Raw genomic sequence first — 26,212 nt, 5'->3', positions numbered from 1 at the left:
TAAGAAATGGCTAGAGACTTAAAATATACAAGAAATATCGGAATTGCTGCTCATATTGATGCTGGTAAAACAACAACTACTGAGCGTATTCTTTTTTACACGGGTAAATCTCATAAAATTGGTGAGGTGCACGATGGTGCTGCAACAATGGACTGGATGGCACAAGAGCAAGAAAGAGGTATTACTATTACTTCGGCTGCTACAACTTGTGAGTGGAATTTCCCAACTGAGCAAGGTAAATTGTTGCCGGAATCATTACCATACCACTTTAATATTATTGATACTCCTGGGCACGTTGACTTTACTGTAGAGGTAAACCGTTCTTTACGTGTACTTGATGGTTTGGTTTTCTTGTTTTCTGCTGTTGATGGTGTTGAGCCTCAATCAGAGACTAACTGGAGACTTGCTGATCAATATAGAGTTCCTCGTATGGGATTCGTAAACAAAATGGACCGTCAGGGTTCTAACTTCTTGGCGGTTTGTCAACAAGTTAAAGATATGTTGAAATCAAACGCTGTTGCTATTACTTTGCCAATTGGTGAAGAAAATGATTTCAAAGGGGTGGTTGACTTGGTGAAGAATCAGGCTATTGTATGGCATGATGCAACTCAGGGTGCTACTTTTGATATCGTTGATATTCCAGCTGATATGATTGATGATGTGAAGCATTATCGTTCTATCCTTATCGAAGAAATCGCTACTTATGACGAGAATCTTTTAGATAAGTATATGGAAGATGAAAACTCTATTACAGAGGAAGAAATCAACAATGCGTTAAGAGCTGCTACTATGGATATGGCTATCATTCCTATGATTGCTGGGTCTTCTTTCAAAAATAAAGGAGTTCAATTCATGTTAGATGCAGTTTGTAAATATTTGCCTTCTCCAATGGATAAAGAAGGTATCAAAGGAATTCATCCGGATGATGCTGAATTGTTAGAGGAGGATCAAACTCAAATCTTACGTAAACCAGATGTAAAAGAGCCATTCGCTGCTTTAGCGTTTAAAATTGCTACTGACCCATTCGTAGGGCGTTTAGCTTTCTTCCGTGCTTATTCTGGTCGTTTAGATGCTGGTTCTTATGTTTTGAACACTCGTTCAGGAAACAAAGAAAGAATTTCTCGTATCTACCAAATGCATGCTAACAAACAAAACCCAATCGAGTATATCGAGGCTGGAGATATTGGAGCTGCTGTTGGATTTAAAGATATCAAAACTGGAGATACATTGTGTGATGAAAAACACCCAATTATTCTTGAGTCTATGAAATTCCCTGCGCCGGTAATTGGTATTGCTATTGAGCCTAAAACTAAGGCTGACGTAGATAAAATGGGTATGGCTTTGGCTAAATTAGCTGAGGAAGATCCAACATTTACTGTTAGAACTGATGAGGCTTCAGGTCAAACAATTATCTCAGGTATGGGTGAGCTTCACTTAGATATCTTGGTAGATCGTATGAAACGTGAATTTAAAGTTGAGGTTAACCAAGGTGAGCCTCAGGTAGAGTATAAAGAAGCGTTTACAAAATCTGCTCAACATAGAGAGGTTTACAAAAAACAATCTGGAGGTCGTGGTAAATTCGGTGATATCGTATTTAGAGTTGAGCCTGCTGATGAGGTTGATGGTAAAGTTCCTGTAGGATTACAGTTTGTGAATGAAGTAAAAGGTGGTAACGTTCCTAAAGAATATATTCCTGCTGTTGAAAAAGGTTTCAGAGAGGCTATGAAAACTGGTCCTTTAGCTGGGTACCAAGTTGATAGTTTGAAAGTGACTTTGTTAGACGGATCTTTCCACCCTGTGGATTCTGATGCTCTTTCTTTTGAATTAGCAGCTAGAATGGGTTATAGAGAAGTGGCTAAGGCTGCTGGAGCTGTAATTCTTGAGCCAATCATGAAAATGGAGGTTATTACACCAGAAGAAAACATGGGAGATATCGTAGGTGATATTAACCGTCGTAGAGGTCAGGTTAATGACATGGGTGATAGAAATGGTGCGAAAACTATTAAAGCTGATGTGCCTTTATCAGAAATGTTTGGATATGTAACTACATTGAGAACATTGTCTTCTGGTAGAGCTACTTCTACAATGGAATTTTCTCACTATGCAGAAACGCCTTCTAATATTTCAGAAGCAGTAATCAAAAAAGCAAAAGGAAACGCTTAATCTTTAAGAAAATGAGTCAAAAAATCAGAATAAAATTAAAATCTTACGATCATATGTTGGTAGATAAGTCTGCTGAAAAGATTGTAAAAACGGTTAAGACTACCGGAGCAGTTGTAACAGGGCCAATTCCTTTGCCAACTCACAAAAAATTGTTTACTGTATTGCGTTCTCCGCACGTAAACAAAAAAGCTAGAGAGCAATTTGAAGTAATGTCATATAAGAGATTAATTGATATTTATTCATCTTCATCTAAAACTATCGATGCTTTAATGAAATTAGAATTACCTAGTGGAGTTGAAGTAGAAATCAAAGTTTAAGTTTTTTTCAAGAGTAAATTAGAGCACTTCGTTTAAGTGAAAAGTTTTTTTGGTTTGTGTGTAAATAAGTTATACTTTTGCACCACTTTAAAAACGGCTTCACTTAAACGATTGTGTTCTGTTTTTATATTTAATAATTAATAATTAATATTTATGTCTGGGTTAATTGGTAGAAAAATCGGCATGACTAGTCTTTTTGATGAGAACGGGAAGAATATTCCTTGTACTGTTATTGAGGCAGGTCCATGTGTTGTTACCCAAGTCAGAACCAAAGAGGTTGACGGGTATGAAGCGTTGCAACTTGGTTTCGATGACAAAAACGAGAAACATTCCACTAAAGCGGCTTTAGGTCACTTTAAAAAGGCAGGAACTGTTGCTAAGAAAAAAGTCGTTGAATTCAAAGAATTTGCAACTGAACAAAAATTAGGAGATCTTATTGATGTTTCTATTTTTGCTGAAGGAGAATTTGTAGATGTACAAGGTGTGTCTAAAGGTAAAGGTTTTCAAGGGGTTGTAAAACGTCACGGTTTTGGTGGTGTTGGTCAAGCAACTCATGGTCAACATAACCGTTTAAGAGCGCCAGGTTCTGTGGGAGCTTCTTCTTATCCATCTAGAGTATTCAAAGGAATGCGTATGGCTGGAAGAATGGGAGGAGAAAATGTAAAAGTTCAAAACCTTAGAGTTTTAAAAGTAGTGGCTGATAAGAACCTACTTGTTATTAAAGGATGTGTTCCTGGTCATAACAACTCTTATGTAATCATTCAGAAGTAATGGAAGTAAAAGTATTAGATTTCAACGGAAAAGATACTGGAAGAAAAGTTCAACTTTCTGATTCAGTATTCGCAATTGAACCAAATAATCACGCTGTATATCTTGATGTTAAGCAATATCTTGCTAATCAAAGACAAGGAACGCATAAAGCTAAAGAAAGAGCTGAAGTAGCGGGAAGTACGCGTAAGATTAAAAAACAAAAAGGTACAGGTACTGCTCGTGCAGGATCTGCTAAATCACCTGTTTTTAAAGGTGGAGGAACTATTTTCGGGCCTAGACCAAGAAGTTATTCATTCAAATTGAATAAAAGCTTGAAGCGTTTGGCAAGAAAATCGGCGTTCTCGATAAAAGCAAAAGAGTCAAATATTATTGTTCTTGAAGACTTTAATTTTGAAGCTCCAAACACTAAAAATTTCATTAACGTTTTGAAAGCTTTAGAGTTAGAAAATAAAAAATCTCTATTTGTATTGGGTAATACCAATAAAAATGTATATTTGTCGTCACGTAATTTAAAAGCGTCTAACGTTGTAAGTAGTTCGGAATTAAGTACTTACGATATTTTAAATGCTAATAATTTAGTGCTTTTGGAGAGTTCTTTGGAAGTAATTGAAGAAAATTTAAGTAAATAATAGGAGATGAGTATCATAATTAAGCCTATAGTAACGGAAAAAGTAACCAAAGAAAGTGAAGTTTTAAACCGTTTTGGGTTCGTTGTTAATAAAAAAGCAAACAAAGTTGAGATTAAGAAAGCTGTTGAAGCTGCTTATGGTGTAACTGTTGTTAGTGTTAATACAATGAATGTAAGACCAGATAGAACTACTAAATACACTAAAAGTGGTTTAATCAGTGGAAAGACAAATGCAATCAAAAAAGCAATTGTTCAAGTACAAGAAGGAGAAACAATTGATTTTTACAACAATATCTAAGATATAACAATGTCAGTAAGAAAATTAAAACCTATTACCGCAGGTCAGCGATTTAGAGTTGTGAATGGTTATGACGCCATTACAACTGATAAGCCGGAACGCTCTTTGATAGCGCCGATAAAAAACTCTGGAGGTAGAAATAGTCAAGGAAAGATGACCATGCGTTATACGGGTGGTGGTCACAAGCAGAGATATCGTATCATTGATTTCAAAAGAACTAAAGATGGAATTCCAGCTACAGTGAAATCAATTGAGTACGATCCAAACAGAACTGCTTTTATTGCTTTATTAGCGTATGCTGATGGAGAGAAAACTTATATTATTGCTCAAAATGGATTGAAAGTTGGTCAGAAATTAGTTTCTGGTGCTGACGCTCAACCAGAAATTGGGAATACATTACCTTTAAGTAAAGTTCCTCTAGGAACTGTAATTTCTTGTATTGAATTGAGACCTGGTCAAGGAGCTGTTATTGCTCGTTCTGCAGGAACTTTTGCTCAATTAATGGCAAGAGATGGAAAATATGCTACAATTAAAATGCCATCTGGAGAAACAAGATTAATCTTGTTGACTTGTTCGGCTACAATTGGAGCAGTTTCTAATTCTGATCACCAATTAGTAGTATCTGGTAAAGCAGGTAGAACAAGATGGTTAGGTAGAAGACCAAGAACAAGACCAGTAGCGATGAACCCTGTTGATCACCCTATGGGAGGTGGTGAAGGTCGTTCTTCTGGAGGTCATCCACGTTCAAGAAACGGAGTACCGGCTAAAGGTTATAGAACTCGTTCTCCGAAAAACCCGAGTAGTAAGTATATCGTAGAACGTAGAAAGAAATAATTAAGATATGGCACGTTCATTAAAAAAAGGACCTTTCGTTCATTATAAGTTAGAAAAGAAAGTTGAAGAGAACATTGCAGGTGGAAATAAAGGAGTGGTTAAGACTTGGTCTAGAGCTTCTATGATTACTCCTGACTTTGTTGGACAAACTATAGCAGTTCATAACGGTCGTCAATTTGTACCGGTTTACGTAACAGAAAACATGGTAGGACACAAATTAGGAGAATTTTCACCAACTAGATCTTTTAGGGGTCATGCTGGAGCAAAAAATAAAGGTAAAAAATAAGAAGCAATGGGAGTTCGTAAAAGAGAAACAGCAGATGCGAGAAAAGAGGCTAATAAGTCTATTGCTTTCGCGAAATTGAATAACTGCCCTACTTCACCTAGAAAAATGCGCTTAGTAGCGGACTTGGTAAGAGGTCAGAAGGTAGAAAGAGCACTTAACATCTTAAGATTCAGTTCTAAAGAAGCTTCAAGAAAATTAGAAAAACTATTATTATCTGCAATCAATAACTGGGAGCAAAAAAATAGTGAAGGTAATTTAGAAGAAGCTGGATTATTTGTTAAAGAGGTCAGAGTAGATGGTGGAATGATGTTAAAAAGACTTCGTCCAGCTCCACAAGGTCGTGCACACAGAATTAGAAAACGTTCAAATCACGTAACAATCGTGTTAGGAGCTATTAATAACACACAAGCAAATTAATACAAGATGGGACAAAAGACAAATCCAATTGGAAATAGACTTGGTATCATCAGAGGATGGGACTCTAACTGGTATGGTGGAAATGATTACGGCGATAAATTAGCTGAAGATCACAAAATCAGAAAGTATGTACATGCTCGTTTATCAAAAGCTAGTGTATCAAAAGTAATTATCGAGAGAACTTTGAAACTTGTAACCGTTACTATCACTACTGCCAGACCTGGTATCATTATCGGAAAAGGTGGTCAAGAGGTAGACAAGTTGAAAGAAGAACTTAAGAAAATTACTGACAAAGAGGTTCAAATTAACATCTTTGAAATCAAAAGACCTGAGTTAGATGCTTATTTAGTTGCAACAAGCATCGCTCGTCAAATCGAAAGTCGTATTTCTTACAGACGTGCAATTAAAATGGCTATTGCTGCTTCTATGCGTATGAACGCTGAAGGTATCAAAGTTTTAATTTCTGGTCGTTTGAATGGTGCTGAGATGGCGCGTTCAGAAGGTTTCAAAGAAGGAAGAATTCCTTTGTCAACTTTCAGAGCCGATATTGATTATGCACTTGCTGAAGCGCATACTACTTACGGTAGAATGGGTATCAAAGTGTGGATCATGAAAGGTGAAGTTTACGGAAAGAGAGATCTTTCTCCGCTTGCTGGAATGGACAAAAAACAAGCTAGCGGTAAAGGTGGAGATGCTCCTCGTGGAAAATCTAACTTTTCGAAAGGTGGAAAACCAGACGCTCGTAAAAGAAAGTAATTTTTAAATTAAAGAAAAATGTTACAGCCTAAAAGAACAAAATACCGTAAGGTACAAAAAGGTAGAATGAAAGGAAACTCTCAGAGAGGGCATGAACTTTCTAACGGAATGTTTGGTATTAAATCTGTTCATGAAGATGGTATGTTCTTAACTTCTCGTCAAATCGAAGCTGCACGTATTGCTGCAACTCGTTACATGAAAAGAGAGGGACAATTATGGATTAAAATATTTCCAGACAAACCAATTACTAAGAAACCTCTTGAGGTACGTATGGGTAAAGGTAAAGGTGCCGTTGAATATTGGGCAGCTGTTGTTAAACCCGGAAGAATTATGTTTGAAGTAGGAGGAGTTCCATTGTCAGTTGCAAAAGAGGCTTTACGTCTTGCAGCTCAAAAACTTCCAGTAAAAACTAAATTCGTTGTTGCTAGAGATTTCGAAGCATAATCTATATTATTATGAAACAATCAGAAATAAAAGGTCTTTCTGCAGCACAGTTGCAAGAAAATCTTAGCCAGGCTAAGAAAACTTATGCTGACCTAAAATTAGCTCACGCAATATCTCCAATTGAGAATCCGCTTCAAATTAGAAGTTTAAGAAGAACAGTTGCTAGATTGGCTACAGAGCTTACTAAAAGAGAATTGCAATAATTGTAATCTGCGAAAGATGGAAAAAAGAAATTTAAGAAAAGAAAGAATTGGTGTTGTAACTTCAAACAAAATGGATAAATCTATTGTTGTTGCACAAGTTACTAAAGTAAAACACCCATTATATGGTAAGTTCGTATTGAAAACAAAGAAATTTGTTGCACATGACGAAACAAACGACTGTAACATTGGAGATACTGTAAGAATTAGCGAAACGCGTCCTTTAAGTAAGTCAAAATGTTGGAGATTGGTTGAAATCCTAGAAAGAGCTAAATAATTATGGTACAACAAGAATCAAGACTAAAAGTAGCAGATAACACAGGAGCTAAAGAAGTTTTAACTATCCGTGTTTTAGGAGGTACTAAAAGAAGGTATGCCTCTGTTGGTGACAAGATTGTAGTATCTATAAAAGATTCAACTCCTAACGGAAACGTGAAAAAAGGAGCTGTTTCAACTGCAGTTGTTGTACGTACCAAAAAAGAAGTGAGAAGAGCTGATGGTTCTTATATCCGTTTCGATGACAATGCATGTGTTCTTTTGAACGCTGCAGGAGAAATGAGAGGAACTCGTGTATTTGGTCCGGTAGCAAGAGAACTTCGTGAAAAACAATTCATGAAAATTGTATCATTAGCACCAGAAGTGCTTTAATTCGTTATAAGATGATAAAGCTAAAAATAAAATCAGGTGACATTGTAAGAGTAATTGCTGGAGATCACAAAGGTGCTGAAGGTAAAGTTTTACGTGTTGACCGTGAGAAAAACAAAGCGATTGTTGAAGGTGTAAACTTGGTTTCAAAACACACGAAGCCAAGTGCAAAAAACCCTCAAGGTGGTATCGTAAAGAAAGAAGCTCCTATTCAAATTTCTAATATCTCTCTAATTGATCCTAAAACTAAGGAAACAACTAGAGTAGGTGTAAGAGTAGAGGGGGATAAGAAAGTAAGATTTTCAAAAAAATCTAATCAAGTACTATAGTAATGGCGTATATACCTAGATTAAAAGAGGAATATAAGAGTAGAGTAATCTCTGCTCTTAAAGAAGAATTCGGATACACAAACGTAATGCAAGTTCCTAAACTTGAAAAAATCGTTTTGAGCCGTGGAGTTGGTGCAGCTGTATCTGATAAAAAACTAATTGACTATGCAGTTGATGAGTTAACTAAGATCACTGGACAAAAAGCAGTTTCTACAATTTCAAAGAAAGACGTTGCGTCTTTTAAATTGAGAAAAGGAATGCCTATTGGAGCAAAAGTTACTTTGCGTGGAGAAAGAATGTATGAGTTTTTAGATAGACTTATTACTTCGGCTTTACCTCGTGTAAGAGATTTTAGTGGTATCAAAGCTACTGGATTTGATGGTAGAGGTAATTACAACCTTGGAGTTTTAGAGCAAATCATTTTCCCTGAAATTGATATTGACAAAGTAAACAAAATTTCAGGAATGGATATTACTTTCGTTACTACTGCTCAAACAGACAAAGAAGCAAAATCATTATTGACTCAATTAGGTTTACCTTTTAAAAAGAACTAAGACATGGCAAAAGAATCAATGAAAGCCCGTGAGGTTAAGAGACAAAAAACGGTAGAAAAGTATGCTGAGAAAAGAAAAGCTTTGATAGAGGCTGGAGATTTCGTAGGTTTGCAAAAATTACCTAAAAATGCTTCGCCAGTACGTTTACACAATCGTTGTAAATTAACTGGAAGACCAAGAGGGTACATGCGTCAATTCGGTATTTCACGTGTAACTTTCCGTGAAATGGCTAACAGTGGATTGATACCAGGAGTTAAAAAGGCCAGCTGGTAAAAAACGAATTTTAATTGGTTAAAGGTTCAATGAGAGAGACTCAAAGAAAACCATAGCCGCAAATTAATAAATATGAACACAGATCCTATTGCAGATTATTTAACGCGAGTTAGAAACGCTGTGGCTGCAAACCACAAAGTTGTTGAGATTCCGGCATCTAATCTAAAAAAAGAAATAACTAAGATCTTATTTGATCAAGGTTATATCTTGAGTTACAAATTTGAACAGAACACCGTTCAAGGTTCAATCAAAATTGCTTTGAAGTATGATAAAGATACTAAAGAGCCAGTAATTAAAGATATCCAAAGAATTAGTAAACCAGGTTTACGTAAGTATGCAGGTGCAGCCAAATTACCAAGAATCCTTAACGGATTAGGAATTGCTATTGTTTCTACATCAAAAGGTTTGATGACAGGAAAACAAGCTAAGCAATTAAATGTAGGTGGTGAAGTAATTTGTTACGTATACTAATTTTAAAGACTAAATAAGATGTCAAGAATAGGTAAAAGCCCAATTGTAATCCCTGCTGGAGTAACTGTAGAAGTTAAAGACGGTATCATTACAGTAAAAGGAAAAAATGGTCAACTAACACAGGAGTTCTCGGACGTAACTGTAACAGTTGAAGGTGATCAAGTTTTAGTAGAAAGATCATCTGATCATAAAGATCAAAGAGCAAAACACGGTTTATATAGATCTTTAATCAGCAATATGGTTGTTGGTGTAACTGAAGGTTTTACTAAATCATTAGAATTGGTAGGGGTAGGTTACAGAGCTTCTAATCAAGGACAAAAATTAGATTTGGCACTTGGATTTTCTCATAATATTGTTTTAGAAGTTGCTCCAGAAGTAACTGTTGAAACTATATCTGAAAAAGGTAAGAACCCAATTGTAAAATTAACATCATTAGATAAACAACTTTTAGGAGCTGTAGCTGCGAAAATCAGAGGTTTCCGTAAGCCAGAACCATACAAAGGAAAAGGTGTTAAATTTGTAGGTGAAGTATTAAGAAGAAAAGCAGGTAAATCAGCTTAAAAAATAAGAGATTATGTCATTAACAAAACCTCAAAGAAGACAGAGAATCAGATTCAGAATCAGAAAAACGATTAGTGGTACTGCTACTAGTCCAAGATTATCTGTATTTAGAAGTAACAAAGAAATTTATGCTCAATTAATTGATGACGTAAACGGAGTTACATTGTTGTCTGCTTCTTCAAGAGAAAAAGAAATAGGAAAAGGTACTAACGTTGAAGTTGCAGCTGCAGTTGGAAAACTTGTTGCAGAAAAAGCGTTAAAAGCTGGGGTTGAAACAGTAAAATTCGATAGAGGAGGATACTTATACCACGGTCGTATTAAATCATTAGCAGAAGGCGCAAGAGCGGCTGGACTTAAATTCTAATATATTATGTCTAAATACAAAAATGTAGAATTAGTAAAACCAAGTGGTCTTGAACTTAAAGATCGTCTGGTAAGTGTTAATCGTGTTACTAAAGTTACAAAAGGTGGTAGAGCTTTCGGTTTTTCTGCTATTGTAGTTGTAGGTGATGAAAACGGAGTAGTTGGTCATGGATTAGGAAAATCTAAAGACGTTTCTGAAGCAATTGCGAAAGCAGTAGAAGATGCTAAGAAAAATTTAGTTAGAATTCCATTGAATGGTCAATCAGTTCCTCACGAACAAAAAGGAAAATTTGGTGGTGCACGTGTGTTCTTAATTCCTGCCTCTCATGGTACAGGAGTTATTGCTGGTGGAGCTGTTCGTTCGGTTCTTGAATCAGTAGGTATTCACGATGTATTGTCAAAATCTCAAGGATCATCAAATCCTCACAACGTAGTGAAAGCAACTTTTGATGCTTTATTACAAATGAGAAGTGCTCACACCGTTGCAAAACAAAGAGGAGTATCTTTAGAAAAAGTTTTTAAAGGTTAATCAAGGAAATTATGGCTAAATTATTAGTAAAACAAGTTAGAAGTAAAATCAACTGTCCGCTTGATCAAAAAAGAGGATTAGAGGCTTTAGGACTACGTAAAATGGGTCAAGTTGTAGAGCATGATTCAAACCCTGCAATCCTTGGGATGATAAACAAAGTTAAACACTTAGTTTCTGTTGAAGAAGCTAAATAACAAATACTGTTATGAATTTAAGTAACTTACAACCAGCTGAAGGGTCAACACACAATCAAAATAAGAGAGTTGGTAGAGGAGAAGGTTCTGGAAAAGGTGGTACCGCTGCACGTGGACACAAAGGAGCAAAATCTCGTTCTGGATATTCTAAAAAGATTGGTTTTGAAGGAGGTCAAATGCCACTTCAAAGACGTGTTCCTAAGTTTGGTTTTACAAACATCAATCGTAAAGAATACGAAGGTGTTAATCTAGATACACTTCAATTATTAGTTGATAATGGTGTGATTACAGATACTGTTGATATGACAGTTTTTGTTGCAAACCGTTTGGCTACTAAGAATGAAATTGTAAAGATTTTAGGAAGAGGAGAATTGAAAGCTAAATTAAAAGTAACTGCTCACAAATTTACTGCTACTGCAAAAGCTGCTATTGAAGCTGCTGGTGGAGAGGCTGTAACAATATAATTTTTCAATTAGTATGAAGAAATTTATTGAATCATTAAGTAATGTTTGGAAAATCGAGGAACTAAAAAACAGAATCCTAATGACCTTAGGACTGCTTTTAGTTTATCGTTTTGGAGCACACGTTACTCTTCCGGGAATTGACGCTACACAATTAAACAGCCTTGCTGGTCAGACCGAAAACGGTCTTGGATCTATCTTGGATATGTTTACTGGAGGAGCTTTTTCTAAAGCGTCAGTTTTTGCTTTAGGAATTATGCCTTATATTTCTGCATCTATCGTTGTACAGCTTATGGGAATTGCTATTCCTTATTTGCAAAAATTACAAAGTGATGGAGAAAGTGGTAGAAAAAAGATTAATCAAATTACACGTTGGTTGACTATCGTTATTACTTTAGTTCAGGGACCTACGTATATCTACAATCTTTACAGAACGCTACCAGGAAGTGCATTTTTATTAGGTTTTAATTCTTTTGAATTCTTATTTTCTTCAGTAATTATCTTAGTTACAGGTACTATTTTTGCCATGTGGTTAGGGGAAAAGATAACTGATAAAGGAATTGGTAACGGTATTTCACTATTAATTATGGTGGGTATTTTAGCAAGATTCCCTCAAGCATTTATTCAGGAATTTACAACTAGAGTTACTAATAACAACGGTGGACCAATGTTGTTAGTGATTGAAATAATTATTTGGCTTTTAGTTATCATTGCATGTGTGTTGTTAACTATGGCTATTCGAAAAATACCAGTTCAGTACGCACGTCGTACTGCTTCTGGTGATTTTGAACAAGATATGTTAGGTGGAAACAGACAATGGATTCCTTTGAAGCTTAATGCTGCTGGGGTTATGCCTATCATTTTTGCGCAAGCAATTATGTTTATTCCTGCTGCTGTAGCAGGATTGTCAAAATCCGATACTTCACAATCTATTGTAGGTGCTTTCAGTAATATGTTCGGTTTTTGGTATAATTTTGTTTTTGCAACTTTAATCGTTGTATTTACATTCTTTTATACTGCAATTACGGTTCCTACTAATAAAATGTCAGATGATCTTAAAAGAAGTGGTGGTTTTATTCCTGGTGTTAGACCAGGAGCTGAAACTTCTGATTTTCTTGACAAAGTGATGTCTTTGATAACTTTTCCAGGTTCTTTATTTCTTGCTCTAATAGCTGTGTTCCCAGCCATTGTTGTAAGTCTTATGGATGTTCAGCAATCTTGGGCAATGTTTTTTGGAGGTACCTCATTAATTATTATGGTAGGTGTTGCAATTGACACAATTCAACAAATCAACTCATACTTGTTGAATAAACATTATGATGGTTTAATGAAAAGCGGAAAAAATAGAAAAGCAGTAGCTTAATTTTATGGCAAAACAATCAGCAATAGAACAAGACGGATCAATCATTGAAGCATTATCAAATGCGATGTTCCGTGTAGAATTAGAGAATGGACATGTTGTGATTGCTCATATTTCGGGGAAAATGCGTATGCATTATATCAAATTATTACCTGGTGATAAAGTGAAACTGGAAATGAGTCCTTACGATTTGTCTAAAGCAAGAATTACTTATAGATATTAAAGATATTCACAATGAAAGTAAGAGCATCAGTAAAAAAGAGAAGTGCCGAGTGCATTATCGTACGTAGAAAAGGAAGATTATACGTAATAAACAAAAAGAATCCTAGATTTAAACAAAGACAAGGATAATTATGGCAAGAATAGCAGGGGTAGATATCCCAAAAAACAAGAGAGGTGTTATTGCACTTACCTATATCTTCGGATTAGGAAAAAGTAGAGCTATTGAGATTTTAGAGAAAGCTCAAGTTAGCCAAGATAAAAAAGTTCAAGATTGGAATGATGACGAGATCGGAGCAATTCGTGAGGCTGTTGGAGCATTCAAAATTGAAGGGGAGTTACGTTCAGAAGTATCTTTAAACATCAAACGTTTAATGGATATTGGATGTTACAGAGGAATCCGTCACAGAACTGGTCTTCCATTAAGAGGACAAAGAACTAAAAACAACTCTAGAACTAGAAAAGGTAAAAGAAAAACTGTTGCTAACAAGAAAAAAGCAACTAAATAATAAGTAATATGGCTAAAGCAACTACAAAAAAACGTAAAGTTATCGTTGAATCAACGGGAGAAGCTCATATTTCTGCTACCTTCAATAACATCATCATTTCTTTGACTAACAAAAAAGGTGAAGTTATTTCTTGGTCTTCAGCTGGTAAAATGGGTTTCAGAGGTTCTAAAAAGAACACTCCATACGCAGCTCAAATGGCCGCAGAAGATTGTAGTAAAGTAGCTCTTGAAGCTGGATTGAAAAAAGTTAAGGTTTATGTAAAAGGACCAGGAAACGGACGTGAGTCTGCTATCCGTTCTATACATAACGGTGGAATCGAAGTAACTGAAATTATTGACGTTACTCCAATGCCACACAACGGTTGTCGTCCTCCAAAGAGACGTAGAGTTTAATATTAAATTTAAGTATAACTAGGTAGAATCACGATTATCGAAGGATATGACCTGAATTCATAATCTCTACCTTAATTAATTCATTGAAATGGCAAGATATACTGGTCCTAAAACTAGAATTGCTCGTAAATTTGGCGAAGCAATCTTCGGAGATGATAAATCTTTCGAAAAAAGAAATTACCCTCCTGGACAACACGGGATGGCTAAAAAAAGAGGTAAAAAATCTGAGTACGCTATCCAGTTAATGGAGAAGCAAAAAGCTAAATATTCTTATGGGATTTTAGAAAAACAATTCAGAGGTTTATTCAAAAAAGCATCAGCTACTAAAGGTGTTACTGGTGAGGTTCTTTTGCAATTATGTGAGGCAAGATTGGATAACGTAGTATTCAGAATGGGCGTTGCTCCTTCTAGAAGAGGTGCTAGACAATTAGTTTCTCACAGACATATCACTGTTAACGGTGAAGTTGTAAACATTCCTTCTTACCACCTTAAACCTGGTGACAAAGTTGCAGTTCGTGAAAAATCTAAATCTTTAGAGGCTATCGAACGTTCTTTATCTAATTCAAGTCAAGTTTATGAATGGATTACTTGGAACAATGACGTTAAAGAAGGTACTTTCGTAGCTGTACCTGCTAGACTTCAAATTCCAGAAAACATTAAAGAACAATTAATCGTAGAGTTGTACAACAAATAATAATTGACTTAGTCGAAATTTATGGCAATATTTAATTTTCAAAAGCCCGATAAAGTTATCATGATCGATTCAACCGATTTTGAAGGTAAATTCGAATTTAGACCTTTGGAACCAGGATATGGATTGACTGTTGGTAATGCACTTAGAAGAGTTTTGCTTTCAGCATTGGAAGGGTATGCAATTACATCTGTTCGCATAGAAGGTGTAGATCATGAGTTTTCTACTATTTCAGGAGTTGTTGAAGATGTTACCGAAATTATCCTTAATCTAAAACAAGTGCGTTTCAAACGTCAAATTGAAGATATTGATAATGAATCAGTTTCTATTTCTGTTTCAGGTAAAGATCAGCTAACAGCTGGTGATTTTCAAAAGTTTATTTCAGGTTTCCAAGTTTTGAACCCAGAACTTGTTATCTGTAATTTAGATTCTAAAATCAAATTAAACCTTGATTTAACAATCGAAAAAGGTAGAGGATATGTTCCTGCTGAAGAGAACAAAAAACAGAATGCTGCAATTGGAACTATTTTTACAGATTCAATTTTTACTCCGGTAAAAAATGTAAAATACGCTATTGAAAACTTCCGTGTTGAGCAAAAAACAGATTATGAAAAATTAGTTTTTGAAATTAAAACTGATGGTTCTATTAATCCAAAAGATGCACTTACTGAAGCGGCTAAAGTTCTAATTCACCATTTCATGTTGTTCTCTGACGAAAGAATTACACTTGAGGCTGATGAAATTGCACAAACAGAATCTTATGATGAGGAATCATTACATATGAGACAATTGCTTAAAACTAAGCTTGTTGATATGGATTTGTCTGTGAGAGCCTTAAATTGTTTGAAAGCGGCTGAAGTTGATACACTTGGTGATTTAGTATCGTTCAATAAAAATGACCTAATGAAATTCCGTAATTTCGGTAAAAAATCTTTAACTGAGCTAGATGAACTTGTAGCAGTTAAGAATTTGACTTTCGGAATGGATTTAGCGAAATACAAACTAGATAAAGAATAAATAACTTCGTATTTTGCTCTCCAAAGAGGATTGTAGCAAGATGAAGGTTTAAAAAAAAATGTCATGAGACACGGAAAAAAATTCAATCACTTAAGCAGACAGACTGCGCATAGAAAATCTATGTTAGCTAATATGGCTTGTTCTCTTATCGAGCACAAACGTATTAATACTACTGTTGCTAAAGCAAAAGCACTTAAACAATTTGTTGAGCCGCTTATAACAAAATCTAAAAATGATACGACTCACAATCGTCGTATTGTTTTTGCTAACTTACGTAGCAAATATGCGGTAACTGATTTATTCAGAGACGTAGCTGCTAAAGTTGGTGACCGTCCAGGTGGGTACACTCGTATCATTAAAGTTGGAAATCGTTTAGGAGATAATGCTGATATGGCAATGATCGAATTAGTAGATTTTAACGAACTTTACAACGGAGGTAAAAAAGAAGTTAAAAAAGCAAAAAGCCGTCGTGGTGGTAAAGCTAAGAAAACAGAAGAAGCTCCAGCTACTGAAGCTCCTGCTGCAGAAACTGATACTACTGCTGAAGCTGCTGAATAATTATGAAGATAATCATTCAATAAAATCAAGGATAAACTATTTATTTAGTTTATCCTTTTTTTTTGATTTTTTGTTATCCAAAAGTTACCTTGGCAGTTAATTATAAGTTCTAATTTCAATTTTGAAATAATTTTTTAAAATTGTTGCTTTCACTGCTTTAATGAATTAAATTTGCACCATATTTAAAAACAAATGAAATACACAACACGAAAAAGCGCCGTTCTATTATTAAGTGACGGAACTATATTCCACGGAAAATCTATCGGAATCAGCGGAACCACTTTTGGTGAAGTTTGTTTTAACACAGGAATGACTGGTTATCAGGAAATTTTCACTGATCCATCTTATTTTGGACAAATCATGGTGGCCACTAACACGCACATTGGAAATTATGGCGTTAATGAAAATGAAGTAGAATCAAACGGAATTAAAATTGCTGGTTTGGTTTGTAAAAATTTCAGTTTTAACTATTCCAGAGTAGATGCTTCAGGAAGTTTAGAAGATTATTTTGCAAAACACAATCTAATCTGTATCTCTGATGTAGATACTCGTGCTTTAGTAAGTTATATTAGAGAAAACGGAGCTATGAATGCTGTAATTTGTACAGATGGTACTCCAATTGAAGAATTAAAAGCATCTTTAGCTAAGGTTCCGGATATGAAAGGTCTGGAATTAGCTTCTAAGGTTTCCACAAAAGAGCCTTATTTTTATGGAGATGAAAATGCTAAATATAAAGTTTCGGCTTTGGATTTAGGTATTAAAACTAATATTCTTCGTAATCTGGCTAAGAGAGATTGCTACATTAAGGTTTTTCCTTATGATGCATCTTATACAGATTTAGCTTCTTTCAATCCTGATGGTTTCTTTCTTTCAAATGGTCCTGGAGATCCGGAGCCTTTAGATGGTGCTATAGCTGTTGCTAAAGAAATTTTGGCTAACAATAAGCCGTTATTTGGAATTTGTTTAGGACATCAGGTTATAGGTTTGGCTAATGGAATTTCTACTTATAAAATGTTCAACGGTCACCGTGGAATCAATCATCCGGTTAGTAATTTGATTACTGGCAAAGGTGAGATTACTTCTCAAAATCACGGTTTTGCAGTAAATAGAGAAGAGTTGGAGGCTAATCCGGAAATGGAAATTACACATCTTCACTTAAATGACGGAACTGTAGCTGGTATGAGAATGAAAAATAAAAATTGTTTTTCTGTTCAATACCACCCGGAAGCTAGTCCAGGGCCACATGATTCTTCTTATTTATTTGATCAATTTGTTGAAAATTTGAAAAAATAATTTTTTGATATTCAAGTATATTGGTAGGCTAAACATTTTTTGTTTGGCCTATTTTTTTTGTCCTAAGTCTTTGTGTTGCTTATAAATTGTAAACTTTATTTTAAATTATGTTTAAAAAATGTTTTTATAACGTTTTCGTTGATAACGAATGAAAAAAATAGTGCTTTGTTTGAAAAACTTAGAATATATTTGTAACCGAAAATTTAAAAACTAAGTAATATGAGTATTATTATCAAAATTCATGCAAGACAAATTCTTGATTCAAGAGGTAATCCTACTGTAGAGGTAGATGTAATTACAGAAAATGGTGTTTTAGGTAGAGCTGCTGTACCTTCTGGAGCTTCAACTGGTGAGCACGAGGCTGTAGAATTACGTGATGGAGGAAAAGCTTTTTTAGGAAAGGGAGTTTTAAATGCAGTGAACAATGTTAATACTGTTATTGCTGAAGAACTTGTTGGAACTTCTGTTTTCGAACAAAACTTAATCGATCAAATGATGATTGATTTAGATGGTACTCCAAACAAATCTAAATTAGGAGCTAATGCTATTTTAGGAGTTTCTTTGGCTGTAGCTAAAGCTGCTGCTGCTGAATTAGGATTGCCATTGTACAGATATGTAGGTGGGGTTTCTGCTAATACATTACCTGTTCCAATGATGAACATCATCAACGGTGGTTCTCACTCTGATGCTCCGATCGCTTTCCAGGAATTCATGATTTTCCCGGTAAAAGCAACTTCTTTTACTCATTCTATGCAAATGGGTACTGAGATTTTTCATAACTTGAAAAAAGTATTACACGATAGAGGTCTTTCTACGGCTGTAGGTGATGAAGGAGGTTTTGCTCCAAACTTAGCTGGTGGAACTGAAGATGCTTTGGATACTATCAAATTGGCTGTTGAAAAAGCGGGTTATTCTTTTGGTGACGAAATTATGATTGCTTTAGACTGTGCTTCTGCTGAGTTTTATGTAGACGGTAAATATGATTACACTAAATTTGAAGGAGAAACTGGTAAAGTAAGAACTTCTGCTGAGCAAGCTGAATACTTAGCTGAATTAACAACTAAGTACCCAATTATCTCTATCGAAGACGGTATGGACGAAAATGACTGGGAAGGTTGGAAATTATTAACTGAAAAAATTGGTGATAAAGTTCAATTAGTAGGGGATGATTTGTTTGTAACTAATGTTCAACGTTTGTCAACTGGTATTGAAAAAGGAATTGCTAACTCAATCCTTATCAAAGTAAACCAAATTGGTACTTTAACTGAAACTATTGCAGCAGTTAACATGGCTAAAAATGCAGGTTATACTTCAGTAATGTCTCACCGTTCAGGAGAAACTGAAGATAATACAATTGCTGACTTAGCAGTAGCTTTAAACTGTGGTCAAATTAAAACAGGTTCGGCTTCACGTTCTGATCGTATGGCTAAATACAACCAATTGTTAAGAATTGAAGAAGAATTAGGAAATACTGCTTATTTTCCTGGATTAAAAGCATTCAAAATAAAATAAGAATAACAGTTTGTTATTTTTTAAAGCCATTCATATTAAATGAATGGCTTTATTTTTTTAAATTTAACAATATCACTGCTTTTTTCCCTTTTTAATTAATGTTATTATCCTTAGATTTGGTAAATTATTAAGTGTAAAGAATTATTTCAAATTATTATGTCAAAAACAGCTATATTAGAAATTGATGGTAAGAAGTATGAGTTTCCTGTTATTAAAGGAAGCGAGAACGAAGAAGCAATCAATATTAACAAGTTAAGAGATTTAACAGGAGCAATCACTATTGATCCAGGTTATAAAAATTCAGGTTCTTGTACTAGTGGAATTACTTTCTTAGATGGAGAACTGGGAATTTTGCGTTACAGAGGATATGCTATTGAAGATTTAGCAGATCAGGCTAACTTTTTAGAAGTTTCTTATCTTTTAATTTTTGGTGAATTGCCAACAGCTGCTCAATTAGAACAATTTGAAACAGATATTAGAAAACATACCTTAGTAAATGAGGAGATGAAAGGTATTATCGATGGTTTCCCTAAAACAGCTCACCCAATGGGAGTTTTAGCGGCTTTAACTAGTGCTTTAACTGCTTTCAATCCAAAATCAGTAAATGTTGAAAACGAAAAAGAATTATATCAGGCAGTTTGTAAAACTATGGGTAAATTCTTGGTTATCGCAACTTGGACTTATAGAAAAAGTATGGGGTATCCTTTGAATTATTATGATAATACTAAAGGATATGTAGAAAACTTTATGAGATTAATGTTTGAGTTGCCAACTGAGCCTTATAAATTAAGTCCTGTTGTAACTGAAGCTCTTGATAAATTATTTATTTTACATGCTGATCACGAACAAAACTGTTCTACTTCTACAGTAAGAATGGTAGGTTCTTCTCACGCAGGTTTATTTGCTTCTATCTCTGCTGGAGTTTCTGCTTTATGGGGACCTTTACACGGAGGTGCTAACCAGGCAGTTCTTGAAATGTTAGAAGAAATTCACCAAAATGGTGGAGATACTGAAAAGTATTTGGCTAAAGCAAAAGATAAAAACGATCCATTCCGTTTAATGGGATTCGGACACAGAGTTTACAAAAACTTCGATCCTCGTGCTAAAATCATCAAAAAAGCAGCTAATGAAGTATTAGCAACTTTAGGTGTTGATGATCCAATTTTAGATATTGCTAAAAGATTAGAAGCGGCAGCTTTAGAAGATGAATACTTTAAAGCTAGAAATTTATATCCAAACGTAGATTTCTATTCAGGAATTATCTACAGAGCTTTAGGAATTCCTACTGATATGTTTACAGTAATGTTTGCTATCGGAAGATTACCAGGTTGGATTGCACAATGGAAAGAAATGCGTGAAAACAAAGAGCCTATTGGAAGACCAAGACAGATTTACACTGGATCTCCTTTAAGAGAATTTAAAAAACCAGTATAATATAAAATTATATCAATCTAAAAGCTTCACTGAAAAGTGAAGCTTTTTTTTATCTTTGGCGTAAGCAACAAATAATAGTTTTGAATTCAATGAAACAAGTAACAAATTCAGTTTTGATGATTCGTCCTGTGGCTTTTAGAATGAATGAGCAAACGACGATTAATAATCATTTTCAAAAAGAATTAAGCGGAATGCTGCCGGCAGCAGTAAATGCTAAAGCACAACAGGAATTTGATGCTTTGGTAAGTCAGCTCCAAGGTGTGGGTGTTAATGTTGTGGTGGTAGATGATACAAAGGAAACGGATACTCCGGATAGTATTTTTCCAAATAATTGGATTTCGTTTCACGATAATGGTGATGTGGTTTTGTATCCAATGTTTGCCGAGAACCGCAGAACTGAACGTCGGGAAGATATTTTAGATATTCTGGAAGAAAAAAGTTTTGTGATTGAAAATGTAGTTGATTTTACTTCGGCTGAAGAAGAAGAAATTTTTTTGGAAGGAACCGGTAGTGTGGTTTTGGATAGAGTCAATTCGATTGCTTATTGTGCTTTGTCTCCAAGGGCCAATGAAGAACTTTTTATTGAATTCTGTGAAGATTTTGATTATGCTCCGGTTATTTTTGAAGCCTATCATATGGTTGACGGAAAACAACAACTGGTTTATCATACTAATGTGATGATGAGTGTTGGAGAACATTTTGCAATAATTTGCGCCGATATGATTGATGATAAAAAAGAGCGCAAAATGGTTTTGGATAATCTAAGAGCCAGTGGGAAAGAGATTGTTCTAATAAGTGAGCAACAAGTGGAGCAATTTGCCGGAAATGTGTTAGAACTTTCGGGTACTAATGATAAAAGGTATGTTGTAATGAGTACTACAGCTCTTGAGTCGTTGAACGCTGCACAAAAGAATCAGTTGGGGAAATATGGGAGTATTTTGAGTGCTGATTTGCAAACTATCGAAAACTGTGGCGGAGGAAGCGCCCGATGTATGCTAGCTGAGATTTTCCTTCCCAAGAATTAATGAGTTTGATAAGTTAGGTTGGTTTTAATATTCAGGGTAAATACAGGAGTTCTATTTTTGCCCCGAATTACACTAATTAACGCAAATAGTAATGATTAAAACACACACACACACACACACATTTTTTTATCTGCCTTTGGCAGATTCGTGAAATATTATGACATCCCAATTTGTGTTTTTTCGTGGAATTCGTGGTTGTTTTTTATTTTTGGAATTGGTGTATATGTCCTATTTTAATAGCTCGTTGGTAGTTCTATTTTTACTACTTTTGTAAAAAAATAATTCGAAATGAAAAATAAAAAAACTTTGGTTCTTGGAGCCTCTGCAAAAGCTCATAAACCAGTGTTTAAAGCAATTGAGCTGCTTGTTGAAAAAGGACATTCGGTCTTAGCGATTGGTCAAAATACAGCTGAAGTGGCGGGAATTAAAATTAGGACTAAAGCTATTCCTTTAAAAAATATTGATACGATTTCTTTGTATTTGAATGCCAAAAATCAGCGTGATTATTATAATTATATAGTAGAGGCACAGCCTAAACGTGTCATTTTTAATCCGGGAACAGAGAATCCGGAGTTGTACCAACTTTTAGAATTAAATAATATAAAAGTAGATGTGGCTTGTACGCTGACTTTGTTGGTAACAAATCAATATTGATTTTTACGATTTTTTAAAAAAATAAGCCGTTTTCCTAAAGAAGATGGCTTTTTCATTTTAGAATAATCAATAATTTCAATAAACAAATTGTTACATTTGCAACTATGGAATTTTCTTCAAAATTATTAGAAAAAGCAGTCAATGAAATTTCGCAATTGCCTGGAATCGGTAAGCGAACAGCTTTGCGACTGGTTTTGCATTTGTTAAAACAGCCTAAAGAGCAAACCGGTTTTTTAACACAGGCATTGGTTGCTATGCGTGAGGAGATTAAATTTTGCGAAAGCTGTCATAATATTTCGGATACAACCATTTGTGAAATATGCAGTAATACAAACAGAAATCATCAATTGGTATGTGTGGTTGAAGATATTCGTGATGTAATGGCTATTGAAAACACAGGGCAGTTTAAAGGTGTTTATCATGTTTTGGGAGGAAAAATTTCGCCTATTGACGGAGTTGGACCCAGTCAGTTAAAGATTGCGAGTTTGGTCGAAAAAGTGAAATCAGGAAAATTGAGTGAAGTTATTTTTGCACTGAGTTCTACGATGGAAGGGGATACCACCAATTTTTATATTTACAAGCAAATAGCTGATTCAGGGATAATTATTTCAACAATTGCGCGGGGAATTGCCGTGGGAGATGAATTAGAATATGCTGATGAAGTGACCTTAGGAAGGAGTATTTTGCAGCGTTTACCGTTTGAAAAAGCTATAAAAAATAATTAATCGGTTTAATACAAACGAGGCTTTCAATATAATAAATGAAAAGCTATATTTGTTATCTAAAATAATAAAATGGGTAAGTATCTATTTGGTTTATTGCTAAGTATTAGTGTGTTGTTTTCCTCCTGTATTTCAACAAGGGATTTGGTTTATTTGCAAAATAAAAACGAAACCAATGCTGAAACATCGATTTCGGCAGTGGTGTCTAAGCCTTATCGTCTGCAATCTAATGATGTTTTGAGTATTAGTATTAAAGCGAATGATCCTAAATTAGTCGAGATTTTTAGTACTACAAGTAGTGGAGAATCAGGAAAATCAGAAGCGGCTTTGTATTTTAGTGGTTTTACGGTAGATGATCACGGGAATATCAGAATGCCTATTTTAGGAGAGTTAAATGTAATAGGTTACACTCTTGATGAAGTAAGACAACGTATAGAAAAACAATTATTAGCCGAATATTTTAAGAAAGAAGCCAATATTTTTGTAATAGTAAAATTGGCCGGTTTTCGTTATACTATTAATGGCGAAATAGGAAGTACAGGGACTAAAACTTTGTTTCAGGAAAATGTAAATATCATGGAAGCCATTGCTAACGCTGGCGATATTACACTTTTAGGAAATAGAAAAGCGGTTACCATTATCCGGAAAACCCCAACAGGAAATGAAATGCACGACATTGATTTGACAGATATAAATGTGGTAAATTCACCTTATTATTATTTGCAACCCAATGATTATATTTATGTAAAACCGCTAAGACAAAAAACCTGGGGTACAGGGAAAACAGGTATAGAATCTTTAGGTACAATCTTTACATTGATATCATTAGGTACAACTGTTTTTTTATTATTAAGATAAAACACATTTTAATAAATGTTAGATATAAAAGATTTTTCCATTTTTGAAAACCAAGTTAGTTTTGACTTTAAAGGTTTGCTAATAAAAATACTGAGTTATTGGAAATGGTTTTTAATTAGTTTAATCATTACATTTACTATTGCTTATCAGGTGAATATTCGTAAAGAGAAAATTTACGAAATTGGAACTTTGATTTCGGTAAAAGAAGAGAATAATCCGTTGTTTACTTCTAATACGAGTTTGACATTCAATTGGGGAGGAGTTTCCGATCAGATGCAGACCATTTTAACCACCTTACAATCCCGCTCTCATAACGAATTAGTTGTTGATCAATTGCAGTTTTACATTGATTATCTGGTACAGGAAAAGTACAATATGGTCGATGCTTATGGTGCTGTTCCGTTTTATCTAACTATTGATAAAAACAAAGGGCAGCTTTCAGGAGCTTTGATTGCTATTCAATTTTTAAGCGAATCGGAATATCAAATAAAAATTATTTTTGAAGGCAATTCGGCTTCATTAATTACTTATTCTGATAATTCGTATAGTAATACTGCTGTAGTTGTAGGTGATTTTGTTAAGAAATACAAAGTAGGCGAACAGGTTTCGTTGCCGTTTTTACACTGGAAATTACAAATAAAAGACAATCCCGGTTTTTATAAGGGTAAAGAGTATTTTGTACGATTCAATAACTTTGACGGTACCGTTTCCCGTTACAGAGGAATAAACGTTAGTGCTGACGAAAAAGGAGCTTCGATACTTAGTTTAAAATTAACTGGGACTAATAAGGCCCGAATGGTAGAGTATCTCAATGCAACGGTGAATATGCTGATTAAAAGGCAATTGGATAAAAAGAATCGATTTGCAACCAATACCATTGCTTTTATTGATAGTACTCTTGTGGCTATGGAATCGCAATTAAAGACAGCCGGAGAAGAGCTGAAGTCTTTTAAGAAAGGAAAAGATGTTTTAAACATTGAAGATGGAGGAGCTAAGTTTTCGGATAAAATTCTTCAATATGATGTGGAAAAAGATGCTATTGTTCGAAAAATAAGTTATTATAATTCGCTTAAAGCCTATTTAAAAAACAGTGTTGATTATTCCAGACTTCCTGCGCCATCCGTTGCCGGAATTGAAGATCCTAATATTGTAGCTAATATTTCCAAGCTGATTGCTCTTTCTACCCAACGTTCGGAAATGGCTTATGCTGTAAAAAGCGATAAGATATTCCGGGATTTTGACAATCAGATGGAGGCTATTAAAAGTGTTTTGTTAGAAAATATAGCTAGCGCAAAATCATCGTTGCAATTTGACTTAGGTTTGGTGAACAGTAAAATTAATCAGGCTGAAGGGAATATTAAAAAGTTACCTGATGATCAACAGGAATTGGTTAAAATAAAGCGGAAATACGATTTAAGTGATAATATTTACAGCACTTTTCTTCAAAAAAGAAGCGAAGCCGATATTGTAAAAGCAGCCAATTTATCCGATATTCATTTTATCGATCCGGCCAAAGATGTGGGTGGAGGCTTGATAGGACCTAATTCTTCTGTAAATTATGTATCGGCACTTTTTCTGGGAATCTTAATTCCGTTGCTTTTTATTTTTGTGCTCTTTTTTATCAATAATTCGGTCCAAAACGCAGAAGATGTAAGCAAGCAAACTCAAATTCCGTTAATAGGAGTTGTAGGTGTGTATAAAGAGAATGGAGAATTGGCGGTTTTTGATAAGCCTAAATCGGCTTTATCTGAATCTTTTAGAGCCATTCGCTCGTCTTTACAGTTTTTGTATAAAAGGCAGCATGTTGAAGGAGCTAAAACCCTTATGATAACCTCTTCGGTAAGTGGTGAAGGAAAGACATTTTGTTCGATTAATATCGCTACGGTTTTTGCTTTAAGCGAAAAGAAGACAGTAATTGTTGGTTTGGATTTGAGGAAACCAAAATTGTCAGAGGAATTTAATTTAACCAATGATGTAGGTGTGGTTAATTATTTGATTAAACAAAAAAGTTTAGACCAAATAGTCAATACAACCTCTATTCCTTATCTGGATGTGATTCTTTCAGGGCCGGTTCCGCCTAATCCTTCGGAGTTGATTATTGGTGAAGCTATGGCAGAGTTGATTGAGGAGTTAAAAAAGAATTACGATTACATTATTTTAGATACTCCTCCTGTTGGTTTGGTTTCGGATTCTTTGGAGTTAGGGCAATATGCTGATGTTACTTTGTATATAGTAAGGCAAAATATTACTAAGAAAGAAATGATTCCATTATTGAATAACAGGGTTAAACGTGGAGAAATGAATAATGTGAGTATTATTTTGAATGGATTTGAAAATAAAGCCAAGTATGGATCTGCTTATGGGTACGGCTATGGCTATGGTTACGGAGATTATTCTAACGGTTATCATGAAGAGGAAAAACCAAAGAATGTTTTGAAAAAAATAATGAAGAAAATTAGAAAAGTCTAATAAGA

General features: G+C 34.8%; 38 protein-coding genes. All 38 read left to right on the top strand.

The genetic code is table 11. The features are described 5' to 3' along the window. Positions 1 to 6: 6 nt before the first annotated feature. The 38 genes from fusA to FDM27_RS14940 all read left to right on the top strand — a co-directional run bounded on the left by fusA (position 7) and on the right by FDM27_RS14940 (position 26,207). Entirely contained in the window at positions 7 to 2,163 is a 2,157-nt protein-coding gene (fusA, locus tag FDM27_RS15125; RefSeq protein ID WP_071183847.1) for an elongation factor G, read from the top strand. 11 nt (positions 2,164 to 2,174) lie between these two features. After that, positions 2,175 to 2,480, top strand: a complete 306-nt coding sequence (gene rpsJ, locus FDM27_RS15120; protein WP_007803605.1) for a 30S ribosomal protein S10 — start codon at positions 2,175 to 2,177, stop codon at positions 2,478 to 2,480. A 153-nt stretch (positions 2,481 to 2,633) separates the two neighbouring features. Then, complete coding sequence (gene rplC / locus FDM27_RS15115) at positions 2,634 to 3,251, top strand: 50S ribosomal protein L3 (RefSeq protein ID WP_071183846.1); 618 nt, start codon at positions 2,634 to 2,636, stop codon at positions 3,249 to 3,251. Then, on the top strand, positions 3,251 to 3,880 hold the full coding sequence (gene rplD / locus FDM27_RS15110) for a 50S ribosomal protein L4 (protein WP_071183845.1): 630 nt from the start codon (positions 3,251 to 3,253) through the stop codon (positions 3,878 to 3,880). The genes rplC and rplD overlap by 1 nt, the downstream gene beginning before the upstream one ends. A 6-nt stretch (positions 3,881 to 3,886) precedes the next feature. Further along, positions 3,887 to 4,177 carry a 50S ribosomal protein L23 gene (gene rplW / locus FDM27_RS15105; protein ID WP_071183844.1) on the top strand — a complete coding sequence of 97 codons (291 nt, stop codon included), beginning with the start codon at positions 3,887 to 3,889 and terminating at the stop codon, positions 4,175 to 4,177. Positions 4,178 to 4,186: 9 nt separating this feature from the next. Continuing rightward, positions 4,187 to 5,011, top strand: a complete 825-nt coding sequence (gene rplB, locus FDM27_RS15100) for a 50S ribosomal protein L2 (RefSeq protein ID WP_035659232.1) — start codon at positions 4,187 to 4,189, stop codon at positions 5,009 to 5,011. A gap of 7 nt (positions 5,012 to 5,018) precedes the next feature. Then, positions 5,019 to 5,297 carry a 30S ribosomal protein S19 gene (rpsS, locus tag FDM27_RS15095; protein WP_024981511.1) on the top strand — a complete coding sequence of 93 codons (279 nt, stop codon included), beginning with the start codon at positions 5,019 to 5,021 and terminating at the stop codon, positions 5,295 to 5,297. Positions 5,298 to 5,303: 6 nt separating this feature from the next. Further along, positions 5,304 to 5,714 (top strand): 50S ribosomal protein L22, encoded by a 411-nt coding sequence (rplV, locus tag FDM27_RS15090; protein WP_140487725.1) that lies wholly within the window; start codon positions 5,304 to 5,306, stop codon positions 5,712 to 5,714. 6 nt (positions 5,715 to 5,720) lie between these two features. Continuing rightward, on the top strand, positions 5,721 to 6,470 hold the full coding sequence (rpsC, locus tag FDM27_RS15085) for a 30S ribosomal protein S3 (RefSeq protein ID WP_071183842.1): 750 nt from the start codon (positions 5,721 to 5,723) through the stop codon (positions 6,468 to 6,470). Positions 6,471 to 6,488: 18 nt separating this feature from the next. After that, positions 6,489 to 6,914 (top strand): 50S ribosomal protein L16, encoded by a 426-nt coding sequence (gene rplP / locus FDM27_RS15080; protein WP_008464295.1) that lies wholly within the window; start codon positions 6,489 to 6,491, stop codon positions 6,912 to 6,914. An 11-nt stretch (positions 6,915 to 6,925) separates the two neighbouring features. Then, positions 6,926 to 7,117, top strand: a complete 192-nt coding sequence (gene rpmC, locus FDM27_RS15075) for a 50S ribosomal protein L29 (protein WP_035659227.1) — start codon at positions 6,926 to 6,928, stop codon at positions 7,115 to 7,117. A 16-nt stretch (positions 7,118 to 7,133) separates the two neighbouring features. Beyond that, complete coding sequence (gene rpsQ, locus FDM27_RS15070; RefSeq protein ID WP_024981515.1) at positions 7,134 to 7,391, top strand: 30S ribosomal protein S17; 258 nt, start codon at positions 7,134 to 7,136, stop codon at positions 7,389 to 7,391. A gap of 2 nt (positions 7,392 to 7,393) precedes the next feature. Beyond that, positions 7,394 to 7,762, top strand: a complete 369-nt coding sequence (gene rplN / locus FDM27_RS15065) for a 50S ribosomal protein L14 (RefSeq protein ID WP_026714640.1) — start codon at positions 7,394 to 7,396, stop codon at positions 7,760 to 7,762. A gap of 11 nt (positions 7,763 to 7,773) precedes the next feature. After that, positions 7,774 to 8,088 carry a 50S ribosomal protein L24 gene (gene rplX / locus FDM27_RS15060; RefSeq protein WP_066329357.1) on the top strand — a complete coding sequence of 105 codons (315 nt, stop codon included), beginning with the start codon at positions 7,774 to 7,776 and terminating at the stop codon, positions 8,086 to 8,088. Between the two features lie 2 nt (positions 8,089 to 8,090). Then, positions 8,091 to 8,642 carry a 50S ribosomal protein L5 gene (gene rplE, locus FDM27_RS15055; RefSeq protein WP_071183841.1) on the top strand — a complete coding sequence of 184 codons (552 nt, stop codon included), beginning with the start codon at positions 8,091 to 8,093 and terminating at the stop codon, positions 8,640 to 8,642. Positions 8,643 to 8,645: 3 nt separating this feature from the next. Next, positions 8,646 to 8,915 (top strand): 30S ribosomal protein S14, encoded by a 270-nt coding sequence (gene rpsN / locus FDM27_RS15050; RefSeq protein WP_071183840.1) that lies wholly within the window; start codon positions 8,646 to 8,648, stop codon positions 8,913 to 8,915. 72 nt (positions 8,916 to 8,987) lie between these two features. Continuing rightward, a complete protein-coding gene (gene rpsH, locus FDM27_RS15045; protein WP_035659221.1) occupies positions 8,988 to 9,386 on the top strand; it encodes a 30S ribosomal protein S8 in 399 nt (132 codons plus the stop codon). Positions 9,387 to 9,404: 18 nt separating this feature from the next. Continuing rightward, entirely contained in the window at positions 9,405 to 9,947 is a 543-nt protein-coding gene (gene rplF / locus FDM27_RS15040; protein WP_071183839.1) for a 50S ribosomal protein L6, read from the top strand. A 13-nt stretch (positions 9,948 to 9,960) separates the two neighbouring features. Further along, entirely contained in the window at positions 9,961 to 10,311 is a 351-nt protein-coding gene (rplR, locus tag FDM27_RS15035; protein WP_140487722.1) for a 50S ribosomal protein L18, read from the top strand. Between the two features lie 3 nt (positions 10,312 to 10,314). Continuing rightward, entirely contained in the window at positions 10,315 to 10,839 is a 525-nt protein-coding gene (gene rpsE, locus FDM27_RS15030; protein WP_085949269.1) for a 30S ribosomal protein S5, read from the top strand. An 11-nt stretch (positions 10,840 to 10,850) separates the two neighbouring features. Then, a complete protein-coding gene (gene rpmD / locus FDM27_RS15025) occupies positions 10,851 to 11,033 on the top strand; it encodes a 50S ribosomal protein L30 (RefSeq protein WP_026707002.1) in 183 nt (60 codons plus the stop codon). An 11-nt stretch (positions 11,034 to 11,044) separates the two neighbouring features. Further along, complete coding sequence (gene rplO / locus FDM27_RS15020) at positions 11,045 to 11,497, top strand: 50S ribosomal protein L15 (protein WP_071183836.1); 453 nt, start codon at positions 11,045 to 11,047, stop codon at positions 11,495 to 11,497. A gap of 13 nt (positions 11,498 to 11,510) precedes the next feature. Then, positions 11,511 to 12,857 (top strand): preprotein translocase subunit SecY, encoded by a 1,347-nt coding sequence (secY, locus tag FDM27_RS15015; protein ID WP_071183835.1) that lies wholly within the window; start codon positions 11,511 to 11,513, stop codon positions 12,855 to 12,857. Positions 12,858 to 12,861: 4 nt separating this feature from the next. Further along, complete coding sequence (gene infA, locus FDM27_RS15010; RefSeq protein WP_026714631.1) at positions 12,862 to 13,077, top strand: translation initiation factor IF-1; 216 nt, start codon at positions 12,862 to 12,864, stop codon at positions 13,075 to 13,077. A gap of 11 nt (positions 13,078 to 13,088) precedes the next feature. Further along, entirely contained in the window at positions 13,089 to 13,205 is a 117-nt protein-coding gene (gene ykgO / locus FDM27_RS15005; protein WP_002987490.1) for a type B 50S ribosomal protein L36, read from the top strand. Positions 13,206 to 13,207: 2 nt separating this feature from the next. Further along, on the top strand, positions 13,208 to 13,582 hold the full coding sequence (gene rpsM, locus FDM27_RS15000; RefSeq protein ID WP_035659214.1) for a 30S ribosomal protein S13: 375 nt from the start codon (positions 13,208 to 13,210) through the stop codon (positions 13,580 to 13,582). An 8-nt stretch (positions 13,583 to 13,590) separates the two neighbouring features. Then, on the top strand, positions 13,591 to 13,974 hold the full coding sequence (gene rpsK, locus FDM27_RS14995) for a 30S ribosomal protein S11 (protein WP_026714629.1): 384 nt from the start codon (positions 13,591 to 13,593) through the stop codon (positions 13,972 to 13,974). A gap of 88 nt (positions 13,975 to 14,062) precedes the next feature. Further along, positions 14,063 to 14,668, top strand: coding sequence for a 30S ribosomal protein S4 (gene rpsD, locus FDM27_RS14990; protein WP_035659213.1), 606 nt, complete (start codon positions 14,063 to 14,065; stop codon positions 14,666 to 14,668). Positions 14,669 to 14,689: 21 nt separating this feature from the next. Further along, on the top strand, positions 14,690 to 15,682 hold the full coding sequence (locus tag FDM27_RS14985) for a DNA-directed RNA polymerase subunit alpha (RefSeq protein WP_071183834.1): 993 nt from the start codon (positions 14,690 to 14,692) through the stop codon (positions 15,680 to 15,682). Positions 15,683 to 15,745: 63 nt separating this feature from the next. Further along, positions 15,746 to 16,240, top strand: coding sequence for a 50S ribosomal protein L17 (gene rplQ / locus FDM27_RS14980; protein WP_071183833.1), 495 nt, complete (start codon positions 15,746 to 15,748; stop codon positions 16,238 to 16,240). A 192-nt stretch (positions 16,241 to 16,432) separates the two neighbouring features. Next, positions 16,433 to 17,533, top strand: coding sequence for a glutamine-hydrolyzing carbamoyl-phosphate synthase small subunit (gene carA / locus FDM27_RS14975; RefSeq protein ID WP_140487720.1), 1,101 nt, complete (start codon positions 16,433 to 16,435; stop codon positions 17,531 to 17,533). 219 nt (positions 17,534 to 17,752) lie between these two features. After that, a complete protein-coding gene (eno, locus tag FDM27_RS14970; RefSeq protein ID WP_071183831.1) occupies positions 17,753 to 19,045 on the top strand; it encodes a phosphopyruvate hydratase in 1,293 nt (430 codons plus the stop codon). 156 nt (positions 19,046 to 19,201) lie between these two features. Beyond that, the gene (locus tag FDM27_RS14965; RefSeq protein ID WP_140487718.1) at positions 19,202 to 20,479 is read left to right on the top strand and encodes a citrate synthase; all 1,278 of its coding nucleotides are present in this window, start codon (positions 19,202 to 19,204) and stop codon (positions 20,477 to 20,479) included. Between the two features lie 89 nt (positions 20,480 to 20,568). After that, positions 20,569 to 21,504 (top strand): citrulline utilization hydrolase CtlX, encoded by a 936-nt coding sequence (gene ctlX, locus FDM27_RS14960; protein ID WP_140487716.1) that lies wholly within the window; start codon positions 20,569 to 20,571, stop codon positions 21,502 to 21,504. Positions 21,505 to 21,792: 288 nt separating this feature from the next. Further along, positions 21,793 to 22,158, top strand: coding sequence for a CoA-binding protein (locus FDM27_RS14955; RefSeq protein WP_071183828.1), 366 nt, complete (start codon positions 21,793 to 21,795; stop codon positions 22,156 to 22,158). Positions 22,159 to 22,262: 104 nt separating this feature from the next. Further along, positions 22,263 to 22,883, top strand: coding sequence for a recombination mediator RecR (gene recR / locus FDM27_RS14950; protein ID WP_140487713.1), 621 nt, complete (start codon positions 22,263 to 22,265; stop codon positions 22,881 to 22,883). Positions 22,884 to 22,952: 69 nt separating this feature from the next. After that, a complete protein-coding gene (locus FDM27_RS14945; RefSeq protein ID WP_071183826.1) occupies positions 22,953 to 23,738 on the top strand; it encodes a polysaccharide biosynthesis/export family protein in 786 nt (261 codons plus the stop codon). Positions 23,739 to 23,753: 15 nt separating this feature from the next. Beyond that, positions 23,754 to 26,207 carry a polysaccharide biosynthesis tyrosine autokinase gene (locus tag FDM27_RS14940; protein ID WP_140487711.1) on the top strand — a complete coding sequence of 818 codons (2,454 nt, stop codon included), beginning with the start codon at positions 23,754 to 23,756 and terminating at the stop codon, positions 26,205 to 26,207. The last annotated feature ends 5 nt before the right edge of the window (positions 26,208 to 26,212 follow it).

This window comes from Flavobacterium sp. GSA192 (assembly GCF_006386525.1).
GTDB classification, from domain to species: domain Bacteria; phylum Bacteroidota; class Bacteroidia; order Flavobacteriales; family Flavobacteriaceae; genus Flavobacterium; species Flavobacterium commune.
Note: the sequence above shows the minus strand (reverse complement) of the source record. Positions and strands in the feature narration are given on the sequence as shown.

What these genes read in the sequence shown, in the direction of transcription:
- rplQ (WP_071183833.1), top strand. Translation starts at nt 15,746, where the DNA reads ATGAGACACGGAAAAAAATTCAATCACTTAAGCAGACAGACTGCGCAT.
- rpsK (WP_026714629.1), top strand. Translation starts at nt 13,591, where the DNA reads ATGGCTAAAGCAACTACAAAAAAACGTAAAGTTATCGTTGAATCAACG.
- rpsN (WP_071183840.1), top strand. Translation starts at nt 8,646, where the DNA reads ATGGCAAAAGAATCAATGAAAGCCCGTGAGGTTAAGAGACAAAAAACG.
- rpsJ (WP_007803605.1), top strand. Translation starts at nt 2,175, where the DNA reads ATGAGTCAAAAAATCAGAATAAAATTAAAATCTTACGATCATATGTTG.
- secY (WP_071183835.1), top strand. Translation starts at nt 11,511, where the DNA reads ATGAAGAAATTTATTGAATCATTAAGTAATGTTTGGAAAATCGAGGAA.
- FDM27_RS14940 (WP_140487711.1), top strand. Translation starts at nt 23,754, where the DNA reads ATGTTAGATATAAAAGATTTTTCCATTTTTGAAAACCAAGTTAGTTTT.
- rpmD (WP_026707002.1), top strand. Translation starts at nt 10,851, where the DNA reads ATGGCTAAATTATTAGTAAAACAAGTTAGAAGTAAAATCAACTGTCCG.
- FDM27_RS14985 (WP_071183834.1), top strand. Translation starts at nt 14,690, where the DNA reads ATGGCAATATTTAATTTTCAAAAGCCCGATAAAGTTATCATGATCGAT.
- rplR (WP_140487722.1), top strand. Translation starts at nt 9,961, where the DNA reads ATGTCATTAACAAAACCTCAAAGAAGACAGAGAATCAGATTCAGAATC.
- carA (WP_140487720.1), top strand. Translation starts at nt 16,433, where the DNA reads ATGAAATACACAACACGAAAAAGCGCCGTTCTATTATTAAGTGACGGA.
- FDM27_RS14965 (WP_140487718.1), top strand. Translation starts at nt 19,202, where the DNA reads ATGTCAAAAACAGCTATATTAGAAATTGATGGTAAGAAGTATGAGTTT.
- rplO (WP_071183836.1), top strand. Translation starts at nt 11,045, where the DNA reads ATGAATTTAAGTAACTTACAACCAGCTGAAGGGTCAACACACAATCAA.
- rplP (WP_008464295.1), top strand. Translation starts at nt 6,489, where the DNA reads ATGTTACAGCCTAAAAGAACAAAATACCGTAAGGTACAAAAAGGTAGA.
- rplX (WP_066329357.1), top strand. Translation starts at nt 7,774, where the DNA reads ATGATAAAGCTAAAAATAAAATCAGGTGACATTGTAAGAGTAATTGCT.
- rplE (WP_071183841.1), top strand. Translation starts at nt 8,091, where the DNA reads ATGGCGTATATACCTAGATTAAAAGAGGAATATAAGAGTAGAGTAATC.
- infA (WP_026714631.1), top strand. Translation starts at nt 12,862, where the DNA reads ATGGCAAAACAATCAGCAATAGAACAAGACGGATCAATCATTGAAGCA.
- FDM27_RS14945 (WP_071183826.1), top strand. Translation starts at nt 22,953, where the DNA reads ATGGGTAAGTATCTATTTGGTTTATTGCTAAGTATTAGTGTGTTGTTT.
- rpmC (WP_035659227.1), top strand. Translation starts at nt 6,926, where the DNA reads ATGAAACAATCAGAAATAAAAGGTCTTTCTGCAGCACAGTTGCAAGAA.
- rplD (WP_071183845.1), top strand. Translation starts at nt 3,251, where the DNA reads ATGGAAGTAAAAGTATTAGATTTCAACGGAAAAGATACTGGAAGAAAA.
- FDM27_RS14955 (WP_071183828.1), top strand. Translation starts at nt 21,793, where the DNA reads ATGAAAAATAAAAAAACTTTGGTTCTTGGAGCCTCTGCAAAAGCTCAT.
- rpsS (WP_024981511.1), top strand. Translation starts at nt 5,019, where the DNA reads ATGGCACGTTCATTAAAAAAAGGACCTTTCGTTCATTATAAGTTAGAA.
- rpsD (WP_035659213.1), top strand. Translation starts at nt 14,063, where the DNA reads ATGGCAAGATATACTGGTCCTAAAACTAGAATTGCTCGTAAATTTGGC.
- rplB (WP_035659232.1), top strand. Translation starts at nt 4,187, where the DNA reads ATGTCAGTAAGAAAATTAAAACCTATTACCGCAGGTCAGCGATTTAGA.
- ykgO (WP_002987490.1), top strand. Translation starts at nt 13,089, where the DNA reads ATGAAAGTAAGAGCATCAGTAAAAAAGAGAAGTGCCGAGTGCATTATC.
- rplN (WP_026714640.1), top strand. Translation starts at nt 7,394, where the DNA reads ATGGTACAACAAGAATCAAGACTAAAAGTAGCAGATAACACAGGAGCT.
- rplF (WP_071183839.1), top strand. Translation starts at nt 9,405, where the DNA reads ATGTCAAGAATAGGTAAAAGCCCAATTGTAATCCCTGCTGGAGTAACT.
- rpsH (WP_035659221.1), top strand. Translation starts at nt 8,988, where the DNA reads ATGAACACAGATCCTATTGCAGATTATTTAACGCGAGTTAGAAACGCT.
- eno (WP_071183831.1), top strand. Translation starts at nt 17,753, where the DNA reads ATGAGTATTATTATCAAAATTCATGCAAGACAAATTCTTGATTCAAGA.
- rplV (WP_140487725.1), top strand. Translation starts at nt 5,304, where the DNA reads ATGGGAGTTCGTAAAAGAGAAACAGCAGATGCGAGAAAAGAGGCTAAT.
- rplW (WP_071183844.1), top strand. Translation starts at nt 3,887, where the DNA reads ATGAGTATCATAATTAAGCCTATAGTAACGGAAAAAGTAACCAAAGAA.
- rpsC (WP_071183842.1), top strand. Translation starts at nt 5,721, where the DNA reads ATGGGACAAAAGACAAATCCAATTGGAAATAGACTTGGTATCATCAGA.
- ctlX (WP_140487716.1), top strand. Translation starts at nt 20,569, where the DNA reads ATGAAACAAGTAACAAATTCAGTTTTGATGATTCGTCCTGTGGCTTTT.
- recR (WP_140487713.1), top strand. Translation starts at nt 22,263, where the DNA reads ATGGAATTTTCTTCAAAATTATTAGAAAAAGCAGTCAATGAAATTTCG.
- fusA (WP_071183847.1), top strand. Translation starts at nt 7, where the DNA reads ATGGCTAGAGACTTAAAATATACAAGAAATATCGGAATTGCTGCTCAT.
- rpsM (WP_035659214.1), top strand. Translation starts at nt 13,208, where the DNA reads ATGGCAAGAATAGCAGGGGTAGATATCCCAAAAAACAAGAGAGGTGTT.
- rpsQ (WP_024981515.1), top strand. Translation starts at nt 7,134, where the DNA reads ATGGAAAAAAGAAATTTAAGAAAAGAAAGAATTGGTGTTGTAACTTCA.
- rplC (WP_071183846.1), top strand. Translation starts at nt 2,634, where the DNA reads ATGTCTGGGTTAATTGGTAGAAAAATCGGCATGACTAGTCTTTTTGAT.